The organism is Paenibacillus sp. JMULE4 (assembly GCF_013337105.1).
GTDB classification, from domain to species: domain Bacteria; phylum Bacillota; class Bacilli; order Paenibacillales; family NBRC-103111; genus Paenibacillus_G; species Paenibacillus_G naphthalenovorans.
This window is the reverse complement of record NZ_SGWF01000020.1, coordinates 26772-52795: the sequence shown is the minus strand read 5'-3', so window position 1 is coordinate 52795 and position 26024 is coordinate 26772. Positions and strand designations below refer to the sequence as shown.

Here is a 26024-nt window from a genome sequence, read left to right as displayed (position 1 = left end):
TATGTTCTATGCAGGACTGCTGATCAATTATTTTAAAAACTACATGAAAACCCGGCTGACCTACCGTTCCGATTTCTGGATGGAGGTCGTATCCGATCTGTTGTTTAACGGATTGAATCTCTTCTTCATTTTGGTCGTGTTTCAGCATACGGCTGCGATCGGCGAATGGAACCAGCAGCAAATTTTATTTATCTACGGTTATTTTATGGTGCCCTATGGCCTGTTTATTACCTTTTTCAACCTATGGGGCTTCAGCGAACGGTATATTGTCAAAGGGGAAATGGACCGGATTTTGACGCGGCCGGCACACAATCTGGTGCAGCTGATGCTGGAAAATATGGATCCGTCGTCTTTGTTCAACGCATTTGTCGGGTTGATCATCATGGGCTACTCCTGGAGCCGGCTCGATCTTGGACTGATGTGGTATGATCCGTTCGTATTTATCCTGTTGGTTGCAGGTTCGATCATGATCTACGGGGGAATCTATATTTTCTTCACTTCGCTGTCGTTCTTCTCGGATTCGCCGACCGGCATCACGCCGATGCTGTGGAATCTGCAAAACTACGGCAGATACCCGGTGACCATTTACAACCGGCTGATCAATATCATGTTGACCTGGGTGCTGCCGTTCGGGTTTGTAGGTTTTTATCCCGCGGCTTATTTCCTGGATCGGGCCAATTGGGGGTCGTTCGCTTTACTGACACCGCTTGTAGGCGCCGTCTTCTTGACCATCGGGCTGACCGTATGGAATTACGGAGTGAAGCGGTATCGTGGAGCGGGATCATAAGCTTTTGTTGGGGCAGGCTAACGGACTAAAGCAGTCGGCCTGCCTTCCTTAATTAATGGATCGAGGGTGTGTTTGTTGAGTATGCCCTGCCAAGACTGTATAATGCTTGTATAAATTGTAAGGAGGAGGCATTCATGTCATCTATCGAAGTGGGACAAATCGTACCCGATTTTACACTCCAAGCCGGCGGCGGAAAAGTGGTGTCGCTGAAGCAATTCCGCGGCCGCAAGGTCGTTATTTACTTTTACCCCAAAGATATGACGCCGACGTGTACGGAAGAGTCGTGTCATTTTCGCGATTATAACGATCAGTTCAGGCAGTTAAACGTGGAGGTGATCGGCATTAGCCCCGACGATCCGAAATCTCACGAGAAATTTGCGGCGAAGCACGAGCTGCCTTTTTTGCTGCTTTCCGATCCGGATCATGCGGTATGTGAGCAGTTCGGGGTATGGACCCTTAAGAAAATGTACGGCAAAGAATACATGGGGGTTGAACGATCCACGTTCCTGATCGACGAAGAAGGCAGGCTGGTAAAAGAATGGCGCAAGGTCAAAGTGAAAGGTCATGTGGAGCAGGTGCTGGAGGCTGTGAAGGCGTTATAAGCCATTGTTCCGTAAAGCGAACAGACCTTATTGAAATTGAATCTCTTACGGCTCGGCTATTGTCCCTGGAGTATGGGGAGAACCTTCATAGGGCAGATTTCTCAACTCCATGTTCTCCCTGCTTACGTTTTTCACCCCAATCTTTCCTATATAACGGTCAACCGCGTATGTTTTCTCTACTTTATGCTTTTGTGACATGTAAATTTACATATATATCATTTTTACACAAAACACCGCAAAGCCCATGAATCAGGTTTTGCGGTGTTCTGGTATATGGCGAAAAATCGATTCCCGTTATGCGGGACGGCCCGGTTTGTTCAATAAAAATGTGTATCGACAAGGATAAATCTGGAATAGAATATAAACGTGGAAGGTTTGGTAAGTTTGATTATATATAGTAATTAGTAAGGATAAATATACATAATTCGGGCGCTTCTCCCATATAGTCTATTAACGCCACTTTTAATAGATTGTACGGAGGGATTGCTCATGATGCGCGGAATATGTGCTTTTGGCTGCAGCAGACTTGTACCTGTTATTTTACGAATGCTTTGTTTGATGCTGTTGTTTGCGGTCTTTCCGAATACGGCATGGGCTGTGCCCTGCAGTATGGGGGAAGAAGAGGCTGTATTTGCGCAGCTGCAAGCAGGGAAACGGATGGAAGCCGAAAAAACGTATTCCGTGCCGGCGGACCCGACGGTATACTTGACCTTTGATGACGGACCAAGCCAGCTGACGCCCAAGGTACTGGATATTTTGCAGGCCGAGGGGGTTCAGGCGACCTTCTTTGTGCTGGGGGAACAGGCGGAACAGAGACCTGAATTGGCGCGCCGGATCGTGAAGGAAGGACATGTCCTGGGCAATCATACTTATAATCATAAATATAAGGAGCTTTACTCCGATTTCAGTGTATTTTGGGATCAGGTGCAAAAGACGGAGAAGGTGCTGGCGGACCAAACGGGGGAGCGAACACGTTTATTGCGTGCGCCCGGCGGGACGTTCGGCCATTTTGACGCGTTCTACTATCATTATTTGAGTCTGGCGGGGTACGAGGTGTATGACTGGAACATCGACAGTGAGGATGCGCGTCGGCCCGGCATGACGGCGGAGAGCATCTATCGTACGGTGGAGAAGGGTCCCTTCCGTCATGAATTGATCGTTCTGATGCACGATGGCCCGGGCCATGAGGAGAGCGTAAAAGCGCTGCCGCGGATCATTCGGCTGTTTAAAGAAAAAGGCTATGCGTTTGCTACGCTTTCTTCCAGCGTGAAGCCGGTCCAGTTCTCCCTTGGCAAGCAGAAATGGCCGCGTACCGTAAGCAGGGAGAAGTATGAACAAATGGTTGCGGCCGCAAGGGAGCATGGGAAATTGTGGTCTGATCTCCCGAATATTCGTCAGGCTCCGCAAACGATGATTGCCGCTGAGGGGGCCGTACCGGGGCCGGAGCGGCTTCGGCTGCAGACAGGAGGGACCGCTGTCAGTCTGGCAAAGTCGGAAATGATTTATCGGGACGGGTATTATCTGGTTCCGATTCGGCAGCTGTCCTCCTTGATGGGCGGTACGGTGGAGTGGAAAGAACAGGACAGGACCGCTGCCGTGACCAGGGGGCTTTATCAGGCGGAGTACGATTTTGCGCAAAGGGAGCTCCGCGTGATAAATCCGGCTGGAGCGCTGCAGACGATTTCACTGCCCGAAATGGAAGTGCGGGATGGCGTGCTGTACGTTCCACTGCGCAAGACGCTGGAGCTGTTCGGCGGCCGGGTGACGGCTTACCTTGCCGAGGCTGAGCCGGGAACGACGGAAGTGCGAATCTCTCTCTCGGGACCATACGGAAGCTGGTGGGGAATCTATCAACAGCTGAAAGAGACGGCTGGATTGTCTAAACACTCTGAAACCCGGACATACTAGAAACATAGAGTGCAAGACGGGGAGTCCGGCGTTGACAGCAGAAAGGATAGGGCTGTAACCGCTTCTGGAGCGTTTCCGGCTTGCCGAAACTTTCGGGAGGTTTTGAGAGATGACGACGCCCTCAGTTCAACCGGATTCGCCGGATACGGTATTGGAACGCATTGTGTATCAAGTCGAAAAGGTCATCGTAGGCAAACGGAACGTGATCGAGAAGCTGCTTGTGGCGCTGCTCTGCGGCGGACATGTCCTGCTGGAGGACGTGCCCGGCGTCGGCAAAACGATGCTCGTGCGCGCACTCGCCAGAACGATAGACAGCCGGTTCAAGCGTATTCAATGCACACCGGATTTGCTGCCGTCCGATTTGACGGGAGTCTCGGTCTATAACCAAAGGACCGCCGAGTTTGAATTTCGTCCCGGACCGCTGCTGGCCAATATCATTCTGGCCGACGAGCTCAACCGGACTTCGCCCCGGACCCAGGCGGCTATGCTGGAGGCCATGGAGGAGAAGCGAGTGACGGTCGACGGGACGACATATCCGCTGCCGGAGCCGTTTTTTATTCTGGCGACGCAAAATCCCGTCGATTTCGAAGGGACGTTCCCGCTGCCGGAGGCGCAGTTGGACCGCTTTTTATTAAAGCTTCATCTCGGTTATCCTGACGCTCGGGATGAGGTAGAGATGCTCAACCGGATGGAAGATGCGTTTCCGCTGTCGCGCATCCGTACCGTTATTCTTCAGGAGGAGTTTACGGCACTGCAAAAAGAAGTTCGTACGGTCCATGTCGACGAGACGATCAAGCAATATATTGTGGGGCTGACGACAGCTACGAGACAACATCCGGACGTAACGCTCGGAGCCAGTCCGCGGGCATCGATTGCGCTGATGCGGGCCTCTCAGGCCCAGGCTTTCCTGCAGGGCAGAAGGTATGTCATTCCGGACGATGTCAAGGAGCTGAGCGTGCCTGTCCTTGCGCACCGGTTGATGCTGTCGTCATCCGCCCTGTTTGGGGGACTGACCGCGGAAGCGGTTATTGATGCGGTGGTCTCCGCAGCGCCGGTGCCGGTCCGCAGGCATGCGGCTGGTTGAGAAGGGCGGCGGATGCAGTGATGCGCGGCGCAATCGTTCTGTTGGGTATGATCGGCCTTCTGGGGGCTTCAGGGTGGTGGGCGATGTCCTGGGGCGGCAGAACGGCATGGTTTCTGGTTTATGTTTCGATATCTTTGCTCATGTACGCTGTGCTTGTGTATGCGTCGTTAAGGCGGGGCATCCGGGTGGAGCGGGAGGGCCGCGGTCCGGGAGCAGGATGGGGCTTGGAGCGCCCTGGAGGAGAAGAGCTCAGGGAACGGCTCCGTATCCTTGCGGGAGAGTCTCCGGTGCTTTCTTACCGGTTGACGGCTTCGGGGGTCCTGCCCGGGGTCTGGCTGATGCTGGAGGAGCGCTGGGTCCATGAGGGTACGGGCGAGCGCATGACGCTGCGCGGTGCGAGCGCAGCGGGATTCGGCCGCACCACGGTGGTGCGCTGCGGCCTCCAGGCCCCCGGTCGCGGGGTGTATGTGCGCGAGGCGCTGATCGTTCGCGCCAGCGACGCCTTCGGTCTCCTGCGTGTAGAGCGCAGGAGCGGCGGCGGGGGGCAGCTGTGGGTGCTGCCCCGGATGGGGGCTGTGGCTGCGGAGCCGGGCGCGGGCCCGGATGGGACGCGTCCGCCGGTACGGCAGCCGCAGGCTTGGACGGCCGCGGCGCAGGTGAGCGGCACTCGGCCTTATGCGCCGGGGGATCCGCTGAGGCGGATCCACTGGCGCAGCACCGCGCGCACGGGCGAGCTGCGCGCGAAGGAGACGGAGCTGCCCGCCGCCGTGCGGCAGCTCGTGGTGTTGGACGCGGCCGGAGCCGGGGAGAGCACGGGAGCCGCCCTGTGGGCGGATCCTGCGCTGGCGGCGGCGGTGGAGGCCGCGGCGGGTATTGCCCGGCGAGGGCTCGAGCTGGGCGGGCGCGTGCGCCTTGCCGTCAGCGACGGGCAAGGGAGTGTAGCCGAAGCGCAGGGACGGGAGCGCTTCGGCGAGCTGCTGCAGCTGCTGGCTGCGGTGCCGCGGGGCGGCGCCCGCCCCGAAGCCTTCGCCGCGCTCGCGCTGCGCGAATCCCGGCAGGCCGGCGTCGGAGCGGTCACGCTCGTCACGGCCCGCGCCGACGCGCAGCTGGCTGCGGCCTTGCGCCTGCTGCCGCGGGGCGCCGCGCGCGTTGTCTTCGTGCACGGGCCGGGAGCGCTTCCCGGGCCCGTGCACGCGTGGAAGCGGCAGCTCGAGTCGCTCGGCTGCCGCGTGACGCTGGCGCCGGCGAATGGTCCGGCCGCGCCGCCGAAGGGAGGTGCCGGCCATGCCTTATCCGGCACCTGATCCAGCCGCGGCCCGGCAAGCCTCCGCCCCCGCGTCGTGGGCGGCCGATGCGGCGCTCAGCGGGCTGATGCTCCTGCTGCTGCTGGAATGGCTCTATCCGCTGCGCCGGCTCGCGGATATCACCGAGGTGACCTCCATCGCTCCTTTTGCGGTCACCTTTGTGTTCCTGGCAGCCGTAGATACCCTTCGTTTGCCCGGCTGGGTCCTATGGCTGTTCAAGACACTGTGGATCCTCGGGATAACGGCTTGGTTGCACAATGGGCAAGCGGTTCCTTCCCTGGAGTGGTGGGCGGATTTCGGCCGCGAGCTGTGGATGGATGCGGCGGAGGGCCTGGAAGGCAATCTGGCGGCATGGGAACCGGCTACGCGGACCCTGTTGTTTATGACGGGATGGGCTTTTTTCATCTCCGTACTTCAAACGTTTGTACTGGAGCGGCGGCAGATCCTGTGGTTTTGGGGGATGACGATCCTCTTTTTGGCTTTCGTTCAATTGTTTTTCACCATCGACATGTTCCCGGCCGTTTTGCGCTGCACGGGAGTCAGCCTGCTGCTTCAAGGGCTGCTTCAGCAGGGAAGATGGTATGATTGGCGTTTGGAGGCGGCCGCCGATGGTTCCTCTAAAGCCCGGGTGCCTGAGGCGCGGGATGCTGCGCTGAAGAGCTCCGCCGCACCGCTGGCCGGTCTGCTTCTGACCGCAGCCTGCATGGCTGTGGGCTGGCTTGGCACGCTGCTGCATCCGCAAGAGATGCGCGAGCTTGACTGGTCCCGGTACATCCGGGAATTCGAAGAGCGGTTCCACAGCGAGGCCTGGAACCAAAGGCATGCCGCGGTCATGGCGAACACCGGACGCACGGGCTACGGCTCGGACGATACCCGGCTCGGACAGCCGCTGCAGCCTGACCAAAGCCCTGCCTTTATCGCCGTGACCCCAAGGCTTACCTATTGGCGGGGAGAAGCCAAGAGTTATTATACCGGGCAGGGTTGGACCCAGCCGGATAGCCTGATGGTGCAGTACTTGGCCGATCCCCCGGGATGGGATCCGGATGCTCCCGCGGAGAATGCGTACTATGTGCCCGTTAGGCAAACGATCCGGATCCAGGATGAAGGGCTGAACCACCAACTGTTTGCCGGAGGCGAGCTCATCCGGGTGCAATTTCTGCAATCGGCCGGAGGACAGCCGATTCCCGTGAATTTGGTCTGGAGACAGTTGTGGTCGGAGCGGATCATGATTCCGGTTATGACGGATCCTTTAGCCGAGTATGAGATCGAGTCGCTGGTCCCTGCGGACCGAACGGCTCTTCAAGCTTTGTTAAACGAAGTGGATCCTTCCTATCCTCCCGAGATCGAAGAGCGGTTTCTGCAGCTGCCTGATTCGCTTCCGGAGCGGGTGAAGCAGCTGGCTGCGGGCATCGCGGGCGGGGAGTCCTCTCCTTACGCCAAAGCGGAGGCTATTGAGCGCTACCTTCGTGAACATTACACTTACAGTCTTCATGAGACTAGAGCGGTGCAGGAAAAGGAAGATGCGGCGGACCGGTTCTTGTTCGAGCAAAAAACCGGCTACTGCGACCACTTTTCCACCGCCATGGTGGTGCTTCTCCGCTCCGTCGGCGTACCTGCCCGGTGGGTCAAGGGGTTTACGCCCGGCGAGGTTTTGGCGGTCGACGGGGAGGCCGGCAGCGAGCGGTATACCGTACAGGTGCGGCAAAACCATGCGCATTCCTGGGCGGAAGTATATTTTCCTTCTGTCGGGTGGGTTCCTTTCGAGCCGACTCCCGCATCCGGCGGAGCCGGCAGTGAGGGAACGGCCGCATCCCCCGCGGCGGCAGCGCCTCCGGAAAGCGGCGGCGGGGTCTGGGAGCGGACGCTTCACGGAGTTGACTCCCTGCTGTCCGCGGCACGCGCGGTTTATGGCGGCTTGTCCACAGCTTTCAACGCGCTTTGGGCATCCATCCGCATGCTGCTGTCCACACCGGGGATAAGCTTATGGGGGAAGTTATCCCTGGGGATCGCTGCTGCGGGAATAGCTGCTCTTATGCTGCTTATCCACATGTGGACAAAAAAAGCCGGCACGCCCACCTCATCTTCGGACTCAATCTCTATCGCCGTTCACAGCTGGCGCCGCGCGGCTCTGCTGCGCTTGGGCGAGCGGATGTGGCGTCGTCTGCAGCGCTCGTACGGGCGTGCGCTGCCGTCGATGACCCTCCGTGAGTACGCGAGTTCCCGCCGCTGCCGCACCGAAACGCAGCGCATCGCCTTGCTCCGGCTGACTGAGCAGCTGGAGACGCTGCATTACGCCGATCCGGACCATCGGGACACGGTCGTGACGCGCCACACGCTTGCAGAAGCCTGGCGTCGCCTGAAGCAAAGCCTGTAACCAAGAAGCTCCGGTTCCGGAGCGGAATGGACGCAGGCTTTTTTTCCCTGCTTTTGAAAGCTTGAGGTAAGGCAGAGACATGTTTGTCCACGTTTTGACACGACTTTTGGAGGACAGGCATTGCCCTTTAACCGGCGTAAGCTTATAATTAGGTTCATTGAAAAAGGAACGATACAAGCAGGAGGAACCTATTTATCATGGAAAAACCTAATGAAATTATTGTGGTGCTCGACTTCGGAGGACAGTACAACCAGCTGATCGCGCGCCGGATCCGCGACTTGGGCGTGTACAGCGAGCTGCTGCCTTACAATACCCCGGTTGACAAAATCCGCGAGCTGCAGCCCAAAGGCATCGTCTTCTCGGGCGGTCCCGCCAGCGTGTACGGGGAGGAGTCCCCGCTGGTGGATCCTGCCGTTTACGGGCTTGGCGTGCCGATCTTGGGCATTTGCTACGGCATGCAGATGATGGCTCATCAGCTGCAGGGAAAGGTGGAGCCGGCTTCGAAACGGGAATACGGCAAGGCGGAGGTTGATTTTGCGGACTCTTGCGGTCTTGTGCACGGTCTTGACAAGAAACAGACGGTTTGGATGAGCCACAGCGATCTTGTTGTGCAGCCGCCGGAAGGGTTCGTGGTGGATGCGAGCACCGAGCATGCGCCGATCGCGGCAATGAGCCATCCGGACAAAAAAATGTTCGCCGTCCAATTCCACCCGGAAGTGCGGCACTCGGTCTACGGCAATGAAATGATTCGCAATTTCCTGTTCCATATCTGCGGCTGTGAAGGAACCTGGAGCATGGAAACCTTCATTGAAGATGCGGTGCGCGATATCCGCGAGCAGGTGGGCGACCAGAAGGTGCTTTGCGCGCTGAGCGGCGGCGTGGATTCTTCCGTCGTAGCGATGCTGATCCATAAAGCGGTCGGAGATCAGCTGACCTGTATGTTTATCGATCACGGCCTGCTTCGCAAAGGGGAAGCGGAGAGCGTTATGGATACGTTCGTCGGCAAATTTGATATGAAAGTCGTCAAAATCGACGCCCGCGAGCGGTTCCTCAAAAAATTGAGCGGTGTGGACGATCCGGAGCAAAAACGGAAAATCATCGGCAATGAGTTTATCCGCGTATTTGAAGAAGAATCGGCGCGGTTCGACGATTTCGCTTTTCTCGCGCAGGGCACGCTGTACACGGATATCGTGGAAAGCGGTACGGCTACGGCGCAAACGATCAAGTCGCACCATAACGTAGGCGGCCTGCCGGAAGATATGAAGTTCAAGCTGGTGGAGCCGTTAAAGGCGCTGTTCAAGGACGAGGTGCGCAAGGTCGGCGAAGAGTGCGGCCTGCCGGCGGAGATCGTATGGCGCCAGCCATTCCCGGGTCCGGGACTTGCGATTCGCGTGCTTGGCGAGGTGACGGAAGAGAAGCTGGAGATTGTGCGTGAATCCGATGCGATTCTCCGCGATGAAATCGCCAAAGCCGGGCTTGACCGTGAAATTTGGCAGTACTTTACCGCACTGCCTAACATGAAGAGCGTCGGTGTCATGGGCGACGCGCGCACGTATTCCTACACGGTAGGCATCCGGGCCGTCACGTCGATCGACGGCATGACGGCGGACTGGGCGCGCATTCCGTGGGATGTGCTTGAGAAAATCTCGACCCGCATCGTGAACGAAGTCAATAACGTCAACCGCGTGGTGTACGATATTACTTCCAAACCGCCGGCGACGATCGAGTGGGAATAAATCAAATGGACCCGTTCTCTCTTTGCATAGAGGGAACGGGCTTTTTTGCGCTGCAGCATGATCAAGACCGCTAAATAGAAAAAGCATAAAACATCCGCCAATAGGAAAATCTTAGAGGGGGTCACCGATTGGATCCCAAGGAGTTATTTTCCTTTTTGCCGAACGAATTTACGGATAAGCTGAAAAATGTTCGGAAAAATCATTGACAAGCTTCGACGGCGATTTTAGAATAAGGGTTAGATTCATAAAAGGGAATAACCGTTTTCGTATAATTCCGGGAATCGGCCCGGAAGTCTCTACGAGGTCACCGTAAATGATCTGGCTACGAAAAAAAAGCGGTTCACGGCATTCGTCCGTGGAGCGTTCTTTTTCTTGAAGCCCGGAAATATCAGGTAGCCGGGCTTTTTGTCGTTGTTCCGAAAAACCATTTTGGAGGGATTTCAGGAATGGATCGTTTTTTTAAGCTGAAGGAGAACGGCACCACGGTTCGCACGGAAATCATGGCCGGTCTGACGACGTTCATGACGATGGCGTATATTTTGGCCGTTAATCCGAACATACTGAGCGCATTCGGCTCGGGAGCGACCGGGATGGATTGGACTGCGGTTTTCCTCGCTACGGCGATTGCCGCAGGCGTGATGACCATCGCCATGGGCTTGTTCGTTAACTTTCCGGTGGCGTTGGCGCCGGGGATGGGTCTTAATGCTTACTTTGCTACGGTGATTCTCGCTTCGCAAGGGCAGTTTACGTATCAGATGGCTTTGGCAGCCGTTTTTATCTCAGGGATTATTTTTATTATTTTGACCGTGACCAAGGTTCGTCAGATGCTGCTTGTCGCCGTTCCGGACAGTCTGAAGCATGCGATTACGGTCGGTATCGGCCTGTTCATCACGATTATCGGGCTCAAAAACAGCGGTCTGCTGGCGGTTGCCGTCGAAGCCGCAAACGATATTCCGAAGGGCAAATATACGGAGCTGTTGTCCTTCGAAACGGTGTTTCACCTGGGCGATGTGCATAATGCGAACGTTTTGCTTTGCATTATCGGAATTGCTCTGATTTCCATTCTGATGGTGTTGAAGGTACGCGGCGCGATTTTGTTCGGGATTTTGCTGACAACGGTGGCAGGCCTGTTCATGAGCAATCCGGACGGCTCTCCGGTGGTGAGCCTGGCTACTCTGACAAGCGGCGAAACGACCTGGGTGCCGGACATGAGCAAGCTGGCGTTTGCGCATTTTGATTTTGCCGGTGTCATGAATGCCGGGATCATTTCCGTCATATTGACATTTACGTTCGTGGAATTGTTTGATACGTTCGGAACGCTGGTCGGAACGGCCAACCGCGCCGGTTTTATGAAAAATAAAGAAGAAGGCAACAAAAAGGTCGGCAAAGCGATGATGGTGGATGCCATCGGCGTCAGCGGCGGCGCGTTGGTGGGTACGAGTACGGTAACGGCGTATGTCGAAAGCGCAGCCGGCGTTGCCGAAGGCGGACGTACGGGTCTGACGGCTGTCACGACGGGTGTTTGCTTCCTGCTGGCGCTGTTCCTCGCGCCAATCGCAGCGCTCATTCCGGGCTCCGCCACGGCGGCTGCACTGATCGTTGTCGGCGTACTGATGATGCAGTCCGTTCGTGAAATTGAATTCCAGGATCTGGTTTACGGCATTCCGGCCTTTTTGACCGTTACGATGATGCCGTTCACGTATAACATTGCCAACGGGATTTCCTTCGGTATCGTGGCTTACGTGCTTCTCGCAACGGTCGCCAGATTGAGCGGCCAAGGAAAATATAAAGTGCATTGGCTGATGTGGATTTTGGCCATTCTCATTATTGCCAGGTATATTTTCCTCGGGGGCCATTAATCGCTTGTACGGTGTATTCAAAGTCGTTTACCAGCTCCGGTGTCCGCTGAATTCGGGCGCCGGAGCTTTTCTATTCGATGGGAAGCCACAAGCGGAATTGCGAAAGTTTTCTGAAAATAGGCATTGATTTTAAGCAACGTGCATACTATAATAGCAATCAAATCAAAAACGCAACGAACGGGAGCAGTAGCCTTCATGTCCTGTCCAGAGAGCTGCGGGGTGGTGCAACGCAGTCGGGAGCATCGGCGAATCTCGCCCGGGAGCGGCAAAGCTGAACGGCCGGAGTGTAGCGCTGCACTTCTGCAGGCAGTAAGCTTTGACGGGTCGCCTCCGTGATCAGGCATCGAGCGGGCAACGGCTTTCTAGGCAAAGCCGGGGTCAACAAGAGTGGTACCGCGATAGGAACAGCCTGTCGTCTCTTTGGTTAGAGGCGGCGGGCTTTTTTAATTGAATATGTTGAAACGCGAAGAACGGGATCAGTAAAGTCAATCCGATTGTACAGAGAGCTGCGGGGTGGTGCGACGCAGTCGGCGGAAGCTTGAAACTCGCCCGGCAGCGGCAAAGCCCAAAGAACTTGCGGGAAATCTCTCGTGAAGGTCGAGTAGGCTGCGACGGATTAGCCCTCCGTGACAAGGGGTTCGAGGTGGAATTCTAACGTGCGTTGGTGCTTGGAGTTCAAAAAGAGTGGTACCGCGGCAAGGTTACAGCCTGTCGTCTCTTGGTTTTCAAGAGATGGCAGGCTTTTTTTTGCAGGAAAAAATCTGAGGAGGATGATGGTGATGATGAACCAGGACCAAACGGGAACGATGAGAAAAATACACATTTTCGATACGACATTGAGAGATGGAGAGCAGGCGCCGGGAGCGACGCTGACGCCGGAGCAAAAAATCGTGATTGCCAAACAGCTCGCGAAGCTTGGGGTGGATGTGATCGAGCCGGGATTTCCGATTTCAAGTCCGGGGGATTTCGCAGCGGTGCAGCAAATTGCGAGGGAAGTCGCCGGCGTTGAAATATGCGGCTTTGCCCGGGCTATGAAGGAAGACATCGATGCGGCCGTCCGTGCAATCCGAGATGCCGAACGCAAGCGGCTGCATCTGTTCATCTCTTCGTCCAGCATTCATCTGGACTTTCAGCTGCGCAAATCCCGGGAGCAGGTGATCGGCATAGCCCGTCAAATGGTGGCTTACGCCAAGCAGTTTGTAGACCGGATCGAGTTCTCTCCGATGGATGCCACGCGGACAGGGGACGAATTCCTGTTCGAAATGATCGAAGCCGTGATTGAAGAAGGGGCCACGATCATTAACATCCCCGATACGGTCGGCTATGCGCTGCCGGAGGAATATGGGGCGATGTTTACCCGAGTGATGAAGAATGTCCGGGGCGGGCAGCAGGTTCAGTACAGCGCACACTGCCATAACGATCTTGGCCTGGCGGTTGCGAACAGCCTGGCCGCCATTCAGGCGGGAGTCAGCCAGGTGGAGGTGACCGTGAACGGCGTAGGGGAACGCGCCGGCAACTGCTCGATGGAGGAGCTGGTGATGGCGCTCGAAACCCGGAAGGCGGCGATTGGAGCGGAGACATCGATTCGGCCGGAGCATATTTTTGACACCTCCCAATTGGTCAGCCGCGCGATGAGCTTTCCGATCGCGTTCAATAAGCCGATTGTAGGACGCAATGCGTTCCAGCATGAGGCGGGCATTCATCAGGACGGACTGCTCAAAAACCGCAGCACCTATGAAATTATGGATCCCGAGCGGCTGGGCATCCCGCGCAGCATGATCATTCTCGGCAAGCACTCCGGCCGCCATGCGATCAAGCATCGGGTAAGCCAGTTCGGGGTAGAGCTGAACGAGGAGCAGATGGAAAGCTTCTATGCTGCCTTCAAGTCGCTGGCGGACCGCCAGAAGGTCGTACATGACCATCAACTGCTTGAATTGGTAGGTCACACGGTGAATCAGGTGCTGGAGCCGTATACGCTTGTATCCGTGCAGCTGATCACAGGCAATGCAGGACATCGGGTGGCGTCTTGTACGATCCGCAATGAGGCAACGGGAGAAGAGGCGGTTTATGTGGGAACAGGTAACGGCCCGGTGGAAGCTGTTGTAGCCGGGATCAAGCAGGGCCTGCCGTTTGAAGCGGAGTTCGCCGATTTGGAGCTGTATTCGCTGTCTGCAGGGGAAGAAGCAAGCGGCGAGGCGATTGTAACCATACGGGCGTACGGGAAAACCTACCGCGGCATAGCGGAGAACCGCGATATTTTGATGGCGGCGGCTCATGCATACATGGCAGCGTGCAACCAGGCGGCTCGCGAGTGGGTGAAGGCATCGAAAGGCGGTTCGGTCGAACCCTTGGAAGTGGAAATTACAATACCGTAATGTCGAAAGGGCTGTGGATAATAGTTATCCACAGCCCTTGTGCATATTGTGAATAATTCACAAAAGCCGCGCCGATACTCGTACCTGTAAGAAAGGTTTTCCCGCAGGAGGGTGGATAAGTTTTTCACAACAGATCTGTGGATAATGTGCATAACTTTGTGGATTAGACGAAAAAGGCTGATTATTCTAGAAGAAGCGACATGATATTCTGGGGATAATCTTGTGGATATTGCTATGTGATTCCTTGGTTATATGCACACTGGATAAAAAGGTTGTTTTTGGGCAAAGTACCAAAAGAGTCTCAAAAGTGAAAGATGCGCGGAAGAACGGGATAGTGGAATGCATGCAGCAGCGAATATAGGCGGGTTAACGAGTAATGCCGGTTGAGGCCGCAGACAGATGGATTTATCGGATGGCCGATGGCGGGAGAGAGCATGTTCTTGGCATGTTCTTGACGTGCGCTGGGTATGCTCTTGTTGTGCTCCGGGTGTGAATTGGAAGAAGGAAGCTTTGCGGATCCATGGGAAAGGAAGGGGCTTGGCTCGATGCGCTGGGAATGGCTTGGCAAAACATTCTGCTTCAAGACGTCGAAACGGATAAGCTATGCAGCCGCCGGGTTGTTTATGTGGATGGTTGGATGTTATGCTGCGCCGGCTGCTTCTGCGTCGGGGATAAGTCCCGGTCTGACCGCCGATGTCGTCCACAGCTCTCCGGCCGCCGCTCCGGTTATCCCCACTGTGGAAAACCATGCTCCATTGGTTACCGTTGTATCGGTGCCGGGATTGTCCTTTATGGAGCTTCGTCCGGAGTGGCTGCACAGCATGCCCGCGCTTCGGCATTTGTCGGAAGAAGGGGACTGGGGGGCGATGAATGTAAGATTGCCTTTTCGGGGGCTGGAATCGGTCTATGCAACATGGGGCGCCGGAGCGCCGGCGGACGGACGGGGAGCTGAAGGGTGGAACCGGACGGAACGGCGTGAGGGGCAGCGGGCGGACGAGCTGCTGGAACGGTTCTCGATATCCGCGGCAAAGGACCAAGATGCTGCTGTGGTCATTCCGTCGATCGAAGCGGTGCGGCGAGGCAATGCTCGCGGAACCTATGGGGCTCGCCCCGGCTTGCTTGGAGAAACGTTAAAGCGGCACGGGATCCGTTTGGCGGTATGGGGGAATGTCGATAAACCGGGGAGCGAAACCGAAATGTACCGGCGTCCCGCGCCATTAATGGTGATGGACGAATGGGGGCGTATAGAAACAGGCGATGCAGGAAGGTCCCTGCTGGGAATGAATGAAGCGATGCCGTACGGTGTTCTCACCCGCTTCGAACGGGTATTTGAAGTATGGAAAAAGGCTTCGGCTGAGGAGAGCGCTCCTTCCGGAACGCTGGCATTGATTGAGCTGGGCGATTTGCACCGTCTGTATGCGGAAAAAGACATGTATGCGTCGGAGCTGTTTGTGCTGCGCAAACAGGCGGTGCTGGAGCAGCTGGACCGGTTTATCGGACGGTTGGCCGCCGAAATGGCGGCGTCCGGTAAACGCCATGTGCTCTGGCTGGTAAGCCCTCAGCCTCATGCAGAGGCGTTAAAAGAAAAGCTGCAGCTGACGCCGCTGCTGCGCTGGTCTCCGGGGCACACGGCCGGTTCCGGGCTGCTGACCTCGGAAACGACACGACGCCCGGGCATTGTATCGGCTGTCGATATCGCCCCTTCGATGCTTGCGGAGTTCGGGGTGACGCGTCCGGAGGAAATGACCGGGCTTGCCGTCCGGCATGCAGAACCGATCGGCGGAACGGATCTTTCTCAAGGCGGCGCATTAAGCTGGCTGCTGCGGGAAGTGGAGAGGATGAGCAGCGTATATGCGCTGCGTTCGCCTATCTTGTACGGGGTTGCCGGGTTTGAGGTGGTGGTCATGCTGGCAGGGCTCGCTGCGGTTTGGTTCGGAGCGGCGGGCAGAAGGTGGTGGCGCAGACTGCTGCGCGGACTGCTGTTTAGCGTGCTGCTGACGCCCGGCATCCTGCTGGCTTTAGGCTGGTTGATACAATTGGACACATGGATCTGGGTTACCCTGCTGCTGCTCGGCTTGTCCGGAGCGGTGTTAGGCGGTGCGGCATCAGGCTTCCGCGGAGTACCGCAGTTGATCCGGCTGCTGTGCTTGAGCGGCTTAGGGATCAGCGGGCTGATCCTGCTGGACTTATACACAGGAGCGGAAGCGATGAAGCGGTCGGTGCTCGGCTATGATGCGATGATCGGCGCCCGCTACTACGGCATCGGCAACGAGCTTATGGGTGTGCTGCTGGGGGCCTCGCTGCTCGGCCTCAGCGCGTGGCTGCAGGCGCGGCGGCCGCGGACGCCGCGCGGGCGCGCCTGGGCGGCGGCGGCCGGCTGCGCGCTCACGGGCAGCCTGGCCTCGCCCGCGCTCGGCGCCAACGCCGGCGGGGCGCTCGCCGCAGCGGCCGGCTTCGGCGCGCTGGCTGCCCGCCTCGGCGCTGGCGGCGCGCTGCGCTGGCGCCGCCTGGCGCTCGGGCTGGCGCTGCCGCTGGGCGCCGCGCTGGCGGGCCTCTGGCTGCTGAACGCCGCTTGGTCCCCCGGCCATGCCGTGGGACCAAGTGCAGCCGCCAGTGCCCCGGCCGCCGCTTCCGCCGCCGGGGCCGGGCACAGCAGCCACATCGGCCGCGCCTTCGGCGACTTGCTCCAGGGCCGCTACGACGTTATCGGTGCCATGATCGCGCGCAAGCTGGCGATGAACTGGCACCTCATTCGTGTCTCCGCCTGGAGCAAGGTGCTGCTTACGGCCCTGGCGGTCATGGCCGTACTGGTGTTCCGGCCCCAAGGCCGACTGCGCCGATGGGAGGAGAGATACCCGTACCTGATACACGGGTGTTATGCCAATGTCATCGGTGCCGCCGCAGCATTGGTCCTGAACGATTCGGGTATTGTCGCCGCCGGCACCATGATTGTGTACAGCAGTGTGCCGCTGCTGCTGCTGAGACTGGAAGACGCCTGACGGGGGCCGGTGCCGCTCTATAGATTGGGGTCTCCATATGAAAAATAGCGGGTGACAACCGTACTCAGGTTGACGTTTCTACGGCTTTGCCGGGAAATACAACCTAAAGTCCGCGTCGATCCGCTATTTTACAAGTATGCCTTATTTCTCTCGGTTGGCGAATGCTTGTGCTCGTACCTTGACCTGAGGCATCCACATCACAGGCGCTGATTATCGCAGCGACCGTCTACTCCGCCAGCTCTTCCCACTGCTCGTAAGCGTCGGAGAGCTGAGCGCGCTTTTCTTCGATAAGAGCATTCTTTTCCTGCACCAGCACGTAGTTGTTGTATACCTCGGGCAGGGCGAGCTCCGACTCCAGTTCGCCGAGTTCGCCTTCTAGCCGGGCGATGAGCTCTTCCAACTGCTCCAGTTTGCGCAGACGGCTGCGTTCCTCCCGTTTGGCCTGCTTTCCGGCCTCATAGCCGCTGCCCTTGGCCTCCGACACGGCAGCGTCGGAAGGGGCCGCGGTGGAGCCGCCGGTCTTCGCGGCCTTGCCCTTGGCTTCCTCGGCCTCTCTGCGCTGCTGCTCGATCTCGGCCAGCTCCAGCTTCTTTTCCACATAGTCATCATAATTGCCAAGGTAGCTGGTGACGCCATCCGGGGTCAGCTCCAGTATGTTCTCCGCCATTTTGTTCAGGAAATAACGGTCATGGGAAATGAACAGCAGGGTACCTTCGTAATCGATCAGCGCCGATTCCAATACCTCTTTACTGTAGAGGTCCAGATGGTTGGTAGGCTCGTCGAGGATCAGGACGTTGGCTTTTTGCAGCATCAGCTTGGCCAAAGCGACCCGTGCCTTCTCTCCGCCGCTAAGTGATCCGATCTTCTTGAACACATCCTCGCCGCTGAACAGGAAATTGCCCAGCACCGTACGGATGCGCACTTCTTCCAAATGAGGATAAGCATTCCATACTTCCTCCAGCACGGTCTGATTCGGATTCAGTCCTGTTTGCTCCTGATCATAGTATCCGATTTTCACATTCGTTCCCCAATCGTAAGTGCCGCGGTCCGGCGTATGCTGTCCGATCAGCGTCTTGAGCAGCGTCGATTTGCCGATGCCGTTGGGACCGATCAAAGCGGCCGTATCGCCGCGGCGCAGCTGGAATGATACATTGCGGATCAGCGGATTTTGCCCGTCATATGAAACGGCAATTCCCCGGACGTCCAGAACCTCGCGACCGGAAGGAGTCTCCACCTCAAAGGAAAAGCTCGCCCGTTTCAAATCTCCGAGAGGCTTGTCGAGGCGCTCCATTTTTTCCAGTGCTTTGCGGCGGCTCTGCGCCCGCTTGGTCGTTGAAGCGCGAACGATGTTGCGCTGGATGAACTCCTCCATTTTGGCAATCTCGTCCTGCTGCTTTTCGAACTGCTTTAGCTGGTTCTGGTATTCTGCTTCCTTCAACTCGATGTACCGGGTATAGTTGCCGGTGTATCTGCGGGAGGTCGTCCGTTCGATTTCATAGATGGCGTCCACCAGCGAATCGAGAAAATACCGGTCATGGGACACCACCAGAATGGCCCCCGAATACGAGCGCAAATACTGCTCCAGCCAAGTGAGCGTCTGAATGTCCAAATGGTTGGTCGGCTCGTCGAGCAGCAGCAGGTCGGGAGCTTCAAGAAGCATTTTGGCCAATGCCAGCCTGGTTTTCTGACCGCCGCTCAGCGCCTGTACCGGGGTGGAAGGATCCATCCCGCCGAAGCCCATCCCGTTTAAAATGCCCCGGATTTTGGCCTCGATCTCATAGCCGCCCCGCTCGCGGAATGCGTCGGAAAGCTCGGCGTAGCGGCGCATCGTTTCTTCCATTTTTTTCTCGTCGGCAATGACGTCCGGGTCGGCCATCCGTTCCTCCAGCCGCCGCAGCTCGGTTTCCATTTCAAGCAGACCGGCAAAAACGTTCAGCAGCTCGTTCCATATCGAACGGTCGGAGACAAGTCCGCTGTTTTGTTTTAAATACCCGATTTTTGTTTCCTTCGCTTTAAAAATTTGGCCCGAATCATAAGAAAGCTCGCCTGCAATGATCTGAAGCAGCGTCGATTTGCCTGCTCCGTTCACGCCCACCAGCCCGATCCGCTCGCGGGCTTCGATTTGAAGCGATATATTGGAAAGTACGGTACTGGCCCCGTAGCTTTTGGTAATTCCCGAAACTTGCAGCAGCATGATATGGTATTCCTCCTGAATCCTAGTTCCTCAAGTTTAAAAGGTTTTTTCTATATCATGTAGTGTAGCATATTCACGTGCCGATTTCGATTTCCAGCCGATGACATGTCTACCAAATCAAACGCTCCGCCGTATGCTCAAAAACGAATGCAGCCTCTTCCGAAGGAGGCGGTTTTCGTGCCCGCCGTCTATATGCGGCGGCAGCACGCTATACGCAGATCCCGCTTTACCTCGGCCCCCCCATGACCGGATTGTTTCCGCCCGGGAGATTCAACCGTTCTCTTACGAGTCCGCGCTGGCGCTTGGTCTTTCGCAAACCGGTGCCCGCCGTGTCTGGCCAACCGCTGCCCGCGGCTGGGAGATCGGCCGTATTTTTACGATGCCGTCTGACTCTGAGCCTGCTATGATAAGGAAAAGTCGGGCGTCTGATCCTATGCCGGTCATCGCCGTCCTGCCGCTCGAAATTCCTGCCGGCCTTCGCTTCCATGAAAGGCTGTATTTATTTTCACGATATGATAAAATGAAAGCTAAACCAGATTTGAACGCCAAAAGTGAGGCGGTTTCATGAACATAAAAGAAAGAAAAATAGAGCTTCGCCACCAAGCGGAGGCGGTTCGTGCCGCCATGGCCGAGGAAGAACGCCAGCGCAAATCCCGGATCATCTGCGATAAAGTGATTGAACGGCTGGAGCAGCTGCTTGAACCGGGCGAGCCGGTAAGATGGCGGCCGACGCTGTTTACCTATATGCCCATCAAAACCGAGGTTGATGTCACGCCCGTGCTTGAAGCCTGCTGGAAGCGCCAATGGCGTGTCGTCGTTCCGAAGGTAGTGCCCGCTTATAAGCAGCTCAAGCTCTATGAAGTACGCTCCTACGCGGATCTTCAGCAAGGGACTTGGGGCATCCGGGAACCGGTGCCAAGAGCGAAGCAGTTGTTCGACATCAGGCAGATTAATGTCGCATTAGTGCCTGGACTTGCTTTTGATATGAATATGGGCAGGCTGGGGTACGGAGGCGGTTTTTATGACCGCTTCATGCAGCAATACGTTCGGACGGGCCTTCCCAAACCTTACATTATTGCGGCGGCCTTTGAGGATCAGCTGGTTCCGGAGGTGCCGATGGGGCTCTTTGATTTCCGGATCAATGAGCTAATTACTGAATCCCGGAACATCATGGAGAGGAGTTCGGAAGCCGATGTCTGAACAAGAACCTAAGCAAAGCCCGCTGACTCATTTTGACGCACAGGGACGTGCGCGTATGGTGGACGTTTCCGCCAAGCAAGAAACCGTTCGTACGGCTACAGCCCGAACCATGGTCAAAATGCAGGCATCCACGCTTGAGCTGATTCGTCAAGGGAAAATCGGCAAAGGAGATGTGCTGGGTGTAGCGCAAGTCGCGGCCGTTATGGCTGCGAAGAAAACGTCCGATTGGATTCCTATGTGCCATCCGCTTGCATTAACCGGCGTGGAGGTCCGATTTACGGATAATGGGGAAAGCGAGCTTTATATTGAAGCGACGGTCCGCACCAAAGGGCAAACCGGGGTGGAAATGGAAGCTCTCACGGCCGTATCGGCTGCAGCGCTAACCGTATATGACATGTGCAAGGCGGCGGAAAAGTCGATGCAAATCGGACCGACTTACCTGCTGAGCAAAACCGGCGGCAAGAGCGGCGATTATTATTATCCCCGGCAGGCCGCAGGTACGGATTGATTTTGCGTATGCAATACAGATACTAACGATTTCAGGGGAGGAGCAGGTTTATGCGCTGGAAAGTGGCTATCTTGACTGCAAGCGACGCGGGTTCCCGTGGGGAGCGGGAAGATACTAGTGCACAGGTGATCCGTGAGCTGATCGAAGAGGAAATGAACGGAGAAATTATCGAGTACCGCATCGTACCGGACGAAAAAGACGAAATTATGGCGGGGCTGATTGAGATGACCGACTATTTCAAAGCTGATCTGATCCTCACGACGGGCGGTACGGGGCTGGCCGTTCGCGATGTTACTCCTGAAGCGACTTTAAGCGTTATCGACCGTGAGGCTCCGGGATTCGCCGAGGCGATGCGCATGTCCTCTTTGCAGAAAACGCGTCGCGCTATGCTGTCCAGGGCCGTTTCCGGGATTCGCGGAAAAACGCTGATCATTAACTTGCCCGGCAGCCCGAAGGGCGTGTCGGAGAACTTGTCCGCCATTATGGATCAGCTGCCTCATGCGCTGGCGATTCTGACCGGACGTGAAGGGGATCATGGCCGTGAAGCTTGAATCTATGCTTGAAGAGGTTGCTGTTGAGAAGGCAGTCGGGATGGTGCTTGCGCACGACCTGACGCAGATCATCCCGGGTCAATTCAAGGGGCGTTTGTTCAAAAAAGGTCACGTGATCCGCGAAGAGGACATCCCCGCGCTGCTAAGCATCGGTAAGGAGCATATCTATACGATCCGGTTGGAGAAGGGCATCCTGCACGAGGACGAGGCGGCTCTGCGCATGGCCAAGGCCGCGCTAGGCGCAAATGTTCAGCTGACCGAGCCCCATGAAGGAAAAATTACGCTGAAATCAACCATTCACGGCCTCGCCAAAATCGATAAAGCACGCATCGACGAGGTAAACTCCCTCGACCAAATCATCATGTCCACCATCCGGACCAATTCGGTCGTCCACCCGGGGCAGGGATTGATGGGTACGCGTGTGATCCCGCTGATTATTGAAGAAGCGCGGATTGCGGAGGTGGAACGGATTGCGGCAGCGGACGGACCGCTTGTGGAGGTTAAGCCGTTTAAGAAGCTGCGCGTCGGGTTAATCACGACGGGCAGCGAGGTGTTTAAAGGCCGGATCCAGGACAAATTCGGACCTGTGGTACGGGAAAAGCTGGCTGCCTTAGGGTCGGAAGTCATAGAGCAGCGCTTTGCTCCGGACGATAGCGAGATCATTGTCAGGGAAATACGCAGGTTCAAGGAAGAGGGAGCAGACGCGATTTTTGTCACGGGAGGCATGTCCGTTGACCCTGACGATCGCACCCCGGGCTCCATAAAGCAGGCCGGTGCGCGCATCGTCAGCTACGGGACGCCGATGCTGCCGGGTTCGATGCTGCTGATCGGATATCTCGATGAGATCCCGATCATGGGGCTGCCCGGCTGCGTCATGCATGATCCTTACACCTCGTTTGATGTTCTTTTACCGCGTATTTGCGCAGGAGAAATGATCACCCGGGACGATATTACCGAGATGGGATACGGCGGCTTGTACAATTGCTGAGTTTTTGGCAACGAGCTAATTAGCTGGAAAGGACGATTGCTGTGTTTGGAAATTTAGGCTTCTCAGAAATATTGCTGATCGCCGTCATAGCGCTGCTGCTGTTCGGGCCGAACAAACTACCGGAATTGGGGCGTTCCCTTGGCAGAACACTTCGTGAATTCAAACAGGGAACGCGCGAATTGCTGTCTGATGAAGAACCCGTGCCTCCGGGACGTAAAGACGTCACCCCTGCCAATTCCAGTGTAAAGGAATCTGAACAGCCCCAGGCCATTCCTACGGATCACCGCCAGGATCCCCGCAGACTTCCGGATTAATGAGGTGAAACGACATGGAACAAGATGACGGCATGACACTTGTCGAGCACTTGACCGAGCTGCGTAAACGCATCATCTGGGTCATTATTGTGCTTGTGCTCGGTATGGTGGCCGGACTGATTGCCGCCCAGCCGCTGATCACGTATTTGAAGTCCGTCCCGCCGGCGAGCAAAATCAGCTGGAACGTGTTTTCGCCGTGGGATGCGATTAAATTGTATATGAATTTTGCACTGGTCATGGGGCTGCTGATCACCTTGCCCTTTACCCTGTACCAGGTTTGGGCTTTTTTGAAGCCTGGCCTTAAGCCGATCGAACGGAAGGCCTCGCTGATCTATGTGCCGTTTGCTTTTCTGATGTTTCTGCTGGGCCTCGCGTTCGGTTATTTCGTTGTGTTTCAGATGGCTTTTATATTTACCACTACGATTACCGAGAACCTGCAGCTTAGCGAAACGTACGGCGTGACTCAATATTTCTCTTTTATGTTCAATATCCTTATTCCGCTGGCGCTTGTATTTGAGCTTCCGATCGTCGTATTGTTCCTCACGAAAATACGTTTGCTTAATCCGATGCTGCTCCGGAAGTTCCGCCGCTATGCATACTTGCTGCTGGTTGTCATATCCACCTTGATCACACCGCCCGATGCAGCCTCCGCTATCATTGTATCGGTGCCGATGATCGGGTTGTACGAGTTTAGCGTCTTTCTTTCGGGGAGGATGTACCGGAAGCAGCTGCTTCAGGATCAAGCCTGGGAATATGAGGGAGCCGAAACGGCTGTAAAGTCTGTCGATTGACAGGCTTTTTTGTTTTGTTTCGGAGAATCAGAAGAAGAATTCTTGTCGGAACAAGGCCGTTTCGTTTCAGGCTGCGAATCAGACGATGTCCTGATTTTCGTTCGCATTGCTGTAGACGTTTCCGAGTTTCTGCTGGTACTGTGCTGTTAATTATTTTAGCTGTGATATATATACTCACTTGAAATCATTGTACTGTTCTTCCGTATATTTTGTTCTCCCGTGGTTACAATGAGAGGGGTGTAAAATTGTTGTAAAACCACTTGCAAAATTCATGCGAAGTGAGTATTATAAGAATTGTTGTTAGCACTAAACACATACGAGTGCTAATAAAACCAACCAAAATTTAAAGGAGGCTATTTTCTCATGATCAAACCGTTGGGTGATCGCGTAGTCATTGAAGCCATCGCTAAGGAGGAAACGACCGCAAGCGGAATCGTACTGCCTGACACGGCGAAAGAAAAGCCGCAAGAAGGTAAAGTCGTAGCAGTAGGCAGCGGTACACTCAAAGACGGCGAACGCGTGCCGCTTGAAGTTAAAGAAGGCGACCGCGTCATTTTCTCCAAATATGCTGGCACTGAAGTGAAATACGACGGCCGCGAGCTGCTCATCATGCGTGAGAGCGATATCCTTGCTATCTTGGCTTAATAAGGATTGGTACTGGATATCTTCGCGCTTTATACTTAAGTATTGTATTTTTACTTATGAAAATATCCGAATGGTAAAATAAATGATTCATCAAAATCGATTTAGGAGGGTTTACTCATGGCAAAAGAAATCAAGTTCAGTGAAGACGCTCGCCGCTCGATGCTTCGCGGGGTTGACGCTTTGGCTAACGCAGTAAAAGTTACCTTGGGTCCAAAAGGCCGCAACGTGGTTCTGGAGAAAAAATTCGGAAGCCCGCTCATCACCAATGACGGTGTAACCATCGCTAAAGAAATCGAACTCGAAGACGCATTCGAGAATATGGGCGCTCAACTTGTAAAAGAAGTAGCAACCAAAACCAACGATATCGCTGGCGACGGTACGACGACGGCTACCGTTTTGGCTCAAGCGATGATTCGCGAAGGTCTGAAGAACGTGACTGCCGGCGCGAACCCTATGATTGTCCGCAAAGGTATCGACAAAGCGGTTAAAGCTGCCGTTCAAGAGCTGGCCAAAATCTCCAAGCCGATCGAAGGCAAGCAATCCATCGCTCAAGTTGCTGCGATCTCCGCTGCTGACGACGAAGTAGGCGAATTGATCGCTGAAGCTATGGAAAAAGTGGGCAAAGACGGCGTTATCACCGTTGAAGAGTCCAAAGGCTTTGCTACCGAGCTTGAAGTGGTTGAAGGTATGCAATTTGACCGCGGCTACATTTCCCCGTACATGATTACGGACACAGACAAAATGGAAGCTGTTCTGGAGAACCCGCATATCCTGATCACGGACAAGAAAATCACTAACATTCAAGAAATCCTTCCTGTTCTTGAGAAAGTTGTTCAATCCGGTAAGCAGCTCTTGATCATCGCAGAAGACGTAGAAGGCGAAGCGCTGGCTACTCTTGTAGTGAACAGACTGCGCGGAACGTTTACTTGTGTAGCTGTTAAAGCTCCTGGCTTCGGCGACCGCCGCAAAGCAATGCTGGGCGATATCGCTGCTCTGACCGGCGGCCAAGTGATTACGGAAGAACTCGGTCTGGATCTGAAATCCACTACGCTGGAACAACTCGGTTCTGCTCGCCAAGTTCGCGTAACGAAAGAAAACACGATCATCGTAGACGGCGCTGGCGACAAAAAAGACATCGGCACTCGTATCTCGCAAATTCGTGCTCAATTGGAAGAAACCACTTCCGATTTCGATAAAGAAAAATTGCAAGAGCGTCTCGCTAAGCTGTCCGGCGGCGTAGCTGTCGTGAAAGTCGGCGCTGCAACTGAAACAGAGCTGAAAGAGCGCAAGCTTCGCATCGAAGATGCTCTGAACGCTACCCGTGCGGCTGTAGAAGAAGGTATCGTAGCAGGCGGCGGTACAGCCCTTGTGAACGTATATGCAGCTGTAGCGGCTGTACAAGCTGAAGGCGACGAGAAAACAGGCGTAAACATCGTTCTGCGCGCTCTGGAAGAGCCGGTTCGTACGATCGCAGCAAACGCTGGTCAAGAAGGCTCCGTTATCGTTGAGCGCCTGAAAAAAGAATCCGTTGGCATCGGCTACAACGCCGCTACCGGCGAATGGGTTAACATGATCGAATCCGGTATCGTTGACCCTGCAAAAGTAACGCGTTCCGCGCTTCTAAACGCAGCATCCGTAGCGGCTATGTTCCTGACAACCGAAGCGGTTATCGCTGACAAACCGGAAAAAGAAAAGCCTGCTGTGCCTGACATGGGCGGCATGGGCGGTATGGGTGGCATGGGCGGATTCTAATCCGGCCTGTCCCGTATGGAAAAGCGGCATCCCTTTCTTGGGGGATGCTGCTT

Annotated in this window: 19 protein-coding genes, 1 riboswitch and 2 other annotated features; of the genes, 18 read left to right on the top strand and 1 reads right to left on the bottom strand. The window is 55.7% G+C overall.

The genetic code is table 11. The annotated features are described in order from the left end of the window. The first annotated feature begins 1 nt into the window (after position 1). The 10 genes from EXW96_RS22990 (at position 2) to EXW96_RS22945 (ending at position 17028) form a co-directional block, all read left to right on the top strand. Complete coding sequence (locus EXW96_RS22990) at positions 2–787, top strand: ABC transporter permease (RefSeq protein WP_174351520.1); 786 nt, start codon at positions 2–4, stop codon at positions 785–787. A 134-nt stretch (positions 788–921) separates the two neighbouring features. After that, positions 922–1389 (top strand): thioredoxin-dependent thiol peroxidase, encoded by a 468-nt coding sequence (gene bcp, locus EXW96_RS22985; protein WP_137670446.1) that lies wholly within the window; start codon positions 922–924, stop codon positions 1387–1389. A gap of 489 nt (positions 1390–1878) precedes the next feature. Beyond that, complete coding sequence (locus tag EXW96_RS22980; protein ID WP_174351519.1) at positions 1879–3297, top strand: polysaccharide deacetylase family protein; 1419 nt, start codon at positions 1879–1881, stop codon at positions 3295–3297. 109 nt (positions 3298–3406) lie between these two features. Further along, the gene (locus tag EXW96_RS22975) at positions 3407–4381 is read left to right on the top strand and encodes an AAA family ATPase (RefSeq protein ID WP_174351518.1); all 975 of its coding nucleotides are present in this window, start codon (positions 3407–3409) and stop codon (positions 4379–4381) included. A 287-nt stretch (positions 4382–4668) separates the two neighbouring features. Beyond that, a complete protein-coding gene (locus EXW96_RS27875; RefSeq protein ID WP_309225202.1) occupies positions 4669–5685 on the top strand; it encodes a DUF58 domain-containing protein in 1017 nt (338 codons plus the stop codon). Beyond that, entirely contained in the window at positions 5666–8059 is a 2394-nt protein-coding gene (locus tag EXW96_RS22965) for a transglutaminase-like domain-containing protein (RefSeq protein ID WP_174351516.1), read from the top strand. Before EXW96_RS27875 ends, EXW96_RS22965 begins: the two co-directional genes overlap by 20 nt. A 197-nt stretch (positions 8060–8256) precedes the next feature. Next, positions 8257–9795, top strand: a complete 1539-nt coding sequence (gene guaA, locus EXW96_RS22960; protein ID WP_062409916.1) for a glutamine-hydrolyzing GMP synthase — start codon at positions 8257–8259, stop codon at positions 9793–9795. A gap of 244 nt (positions 9796–10039) precedes the next feature. After that, positions 10040–10140: riboswitch (purine riboswitch) on the top strand. A 101-nt stretch (positions 10141–10241) separates the two neighbouring features. Further along, positions 10242–11654, top strand: coding sequence for an NCS2 family permease (locus tag EXW96_RS22955; protein WP_062411059.1), 1413 nt, complete (start codon positions 10242–10244; stop codon positions 11652–11654). A gap of 164 nt (positions 11655–11818) precedes the next feature. Further along, positions 11819–12077, top strand: a binding site (T-box leader). A gap of 34 nt (positions 12078–12111) precedes the next feature. Beyond that, positions 12112–12376, top strand: a binding site (T-box leader). A gap of 84 nt (positions 12377–12460) precedes the next feature. Then, positions 12461–14029: a 2-isopropylmalate synthase gene (locus tag EXW96_RS22950; protein WP_174351645.1), complete on the top strand. Its 1569-nt coding sequence runs from the start codon at positions 12461–12463 to the stop codon at positions 14027–14029. A 545-nt stretch (positions 14030–14574) separates the two neighbouring features. After that, positions 14575–17028, top strand: a complete 2454-nt coding sequence (locus EXW96_RS22945; RefSeq protein WP_174351515.1) for an alkaline phosphatase family protein — start codon at positions 14575–14577, stop codon at positions 17026–17028. Between the two features lie 226 nt (positions 17029–17254). Here the strand turns inward: EXW96_RS22945 and EXW96_RS22940 are convergent, their stop codons facing one another. Beyond that, the gene (locus tag EXW96_RS22940; protein ID WP_074730103.1) at positions 17255–19222 is read right to left on the bottom strand and encodes an ABC transporter ATP-binding protein; all 1968 of its coding nucleotides are present in this window, start codon (positions 19220–19222) and stop codon (positions 17255–17257) included. 564 nt (positions 19223–19786) lie between these two features. Here EXW96_RS22940 and EXW96_RS22935 point away from each other — a divergent pair. From EXW96_RS22935 to groL, 8 genes are all read left to right on the top strand, one after another. Next, the gene (locus EXW96_RS22935; protein WP_137670439.1) at positions 19787–20422 is read left to right on the top strand and encodes a 5-formyltetrahydrofolate cyclo-ligase; all 636 of its coding nucleotides are present in this window, start codon (positions 19787–19789) and stop codon (positions 20420–20422) included. After that, positions 20415–20930 (top strand): cyclic pyranopterin monophosphate synthase MoaC, encoded by a 516-nt coding sequence (gene moaC / locus EXW96_RS22930; RefSeq protein WP_137670438.1) that lies wholly within the window; start codon positions 20415–20417, stop codon positions 20928–20930. Before EXW96_RS22935 ends, moaC begins: the two co-directional genes overlap by 8 nt. Positions 20931–20980: 50 nt before the next feature. Next, a complete protein-coding gene (locus EXW96_RS22925; RefSeq protein ID WP_062409912.1) occupies positions 20981–21481 on the top strand; it encodes a MogA/MoaB family molybdenum cofactor biosynthesis protein in 501 nt (166 codons plus the stop codon). Next, a complete protein-coding gene (locus tag EXW96_RS22920) occupies positions 21471–22469 on the top strand; it encodes a molybdopterin-binding protein (protein WP_082661024.1) in 999 nt (332 codons plus the stop codon). Before EXW96_RS22925 ends, EXW96_RS22920 begins: the two co-directional genes overlap by 11 nt. A gap of 41 nt (positions 22470–22510) precedes the next feature. Then, a complete protein-coding gene (locus tag EXW96_RS22915; RefSeq protein ID WP_054820236.1) occupies positions 22511–22783 on the top strand; it encodes a twin-arginine translocase TatA/TatE family subunit in 273 nt (90 codons plus the stop codon). 14 nt (positions 22784–22797) lie between these two features. Next, the gene (tatC, locus tag EXW96_RS22910; RefSeq protein WP_062409910.1) at positions 22798–23574 is read left to right on the top strand and encodes a twin-arginine translocase subunit TatC; all 777 of its coding nucleotides are present in this window, start codon (positions 22798–22800) and stop codon (positions 23572–23574) included. Positions 23575–23937: 363 nt separating this feature from the next. Beyond that, positions 23938–24219 (top strand): co-chaperone GroES, encoded by a 282-nt coding sequence (gene groES, locus EXW96_RS22905; RefSeq protein ID WP_054820237.1) that lies wholly within the window; start codon positions 23938–23940, stop codon positions 24217–24219. 117 nt (positions 24220–24336) lie between these two features. Further along, the gene (gene groL / locus EXW96_RS22900; RefSeq protein WP_174351514.1) at positions 24337–25971 is read left to right on the top strand and encodes a chaperonin GroEL; all 1635 of its coding nucleotides are present in this window, start codon (positions 24337–24339) and stop codon (positions 25969–25971) included. Positions 25972–26024: the final 53 nt, after the last annotated feature.

Excerpts from the sequence above, each read along its gene's own strand:
- EXW96_RS22990 (WP_174351520.1), top strand. The coding sequence starts at position 2 with ATGTTCTATGCAGGACTGCTGATCAATTATTTTAAAAACTACATGAAA.
- bcp (WP_137670446.1), top strand. The coding sequence starts at position 922 with ATGTCATCTATCGAAGTGGGACAAATCGTACCCGATTTTACACTCCAA.
- EXW96_RS22980 (WP_174351519.1), top strand. The coding sequence starts at position 1,879 with ATGATGCGCGGAATATGTGCTTTTGGCTGCAGCAGACTTGTACCTGTT.
- EXW96_RS22975 (WP_174351518.1), top strand. The coding sequence starts at position 3,407 with ATGACGACGCCCTCAGTTCAACCGGATTCGCCGGATACGGTATTGGAA.
- EXW96_RS22965 (WP_174351516.1), top strand. The coding sequence starts at position 5,666 with ATGCCTTATCCGGCACCTGATCCAGCCGCGGCCCGGCAAGCCTCCGCC.
- guaA (WP_062409916.1), top strand. The coding sequence starts at position 8,257 with ATGGAAAAACCTAATGAAATTATTGTGGTGCTCGACTTCGGAGGACAG.
- EXW96_RS22955 (WP_062411059.1), top strand. The coding sequence starts at position 10,242 with ATGGATCGTTTTTTTAAGCTGAAGGAGAACGGCACCACGGTTCGCACG.
- EXW96_RS22950 (WP_174351645.1), top strand. The coding sequence starts at position 12,461 with ATGAGAAAAATACACATTTTCGATACGACATTGAGAGATGGAGAGCAG.
- EXW96_RS22945 (WP_174351515.1), top strand. The coding sequence starts at position 14,575 with ATGCGCTGGGAATGGCTTGGCAAAACATTCTGCTTCAAGACGTCGAAA.
- EXW96_RS22940 (WP_074730103.1), bottom strand. The coding sequence starts at position 19,222 with ATGCTGCTGCAAGTTTCGGGAATTACCAAAAGCTACGGGGCCAGTACC.
- EXW96_RS22935 (WP_137670439.1), top strand. The coding sequence starts at position 19,787 with ATGAACATAAAAGAAAGAAAAATAGAGCTTCGCCACCAAGCGGAGGCG.
- moaC (WP_137670438.1), top strand. The coding sequence starts at position 20,415 with ATGTCTGAACAAGAACCTAAGCAAAGCCCGCTGACTCATTTTGACGCA.
- EXW96_RS22925 (WP_062409912.1), top strand. The coding sequence starts at position 20,981 with ATGCGCTGGAAAGTGGCTATCTTGACTGCAAGCGACGCGGGTTCCCGT.
- tatC (WP_062409910.1), top strand. The coding sequence starts at position 22,798 with ATGGAACAAGATGACGGCATGACACTTGTCGAGCACTTGACCGAGCTG.
- groES (WP_054820237.1), top strand. The coding sequence starts at position 23,938 with ATGATCAAACCGTTGGGTGATCGCGTAGTCATTGAAGCCATCGCTAAG.
- groL (WP_174351514.1), top strand. The coding sequence starts at position 24,337 with ATGGCAAAAGAAATCAAGTTCAGTGAAGACGCTCGCCGCTCGATGCTT.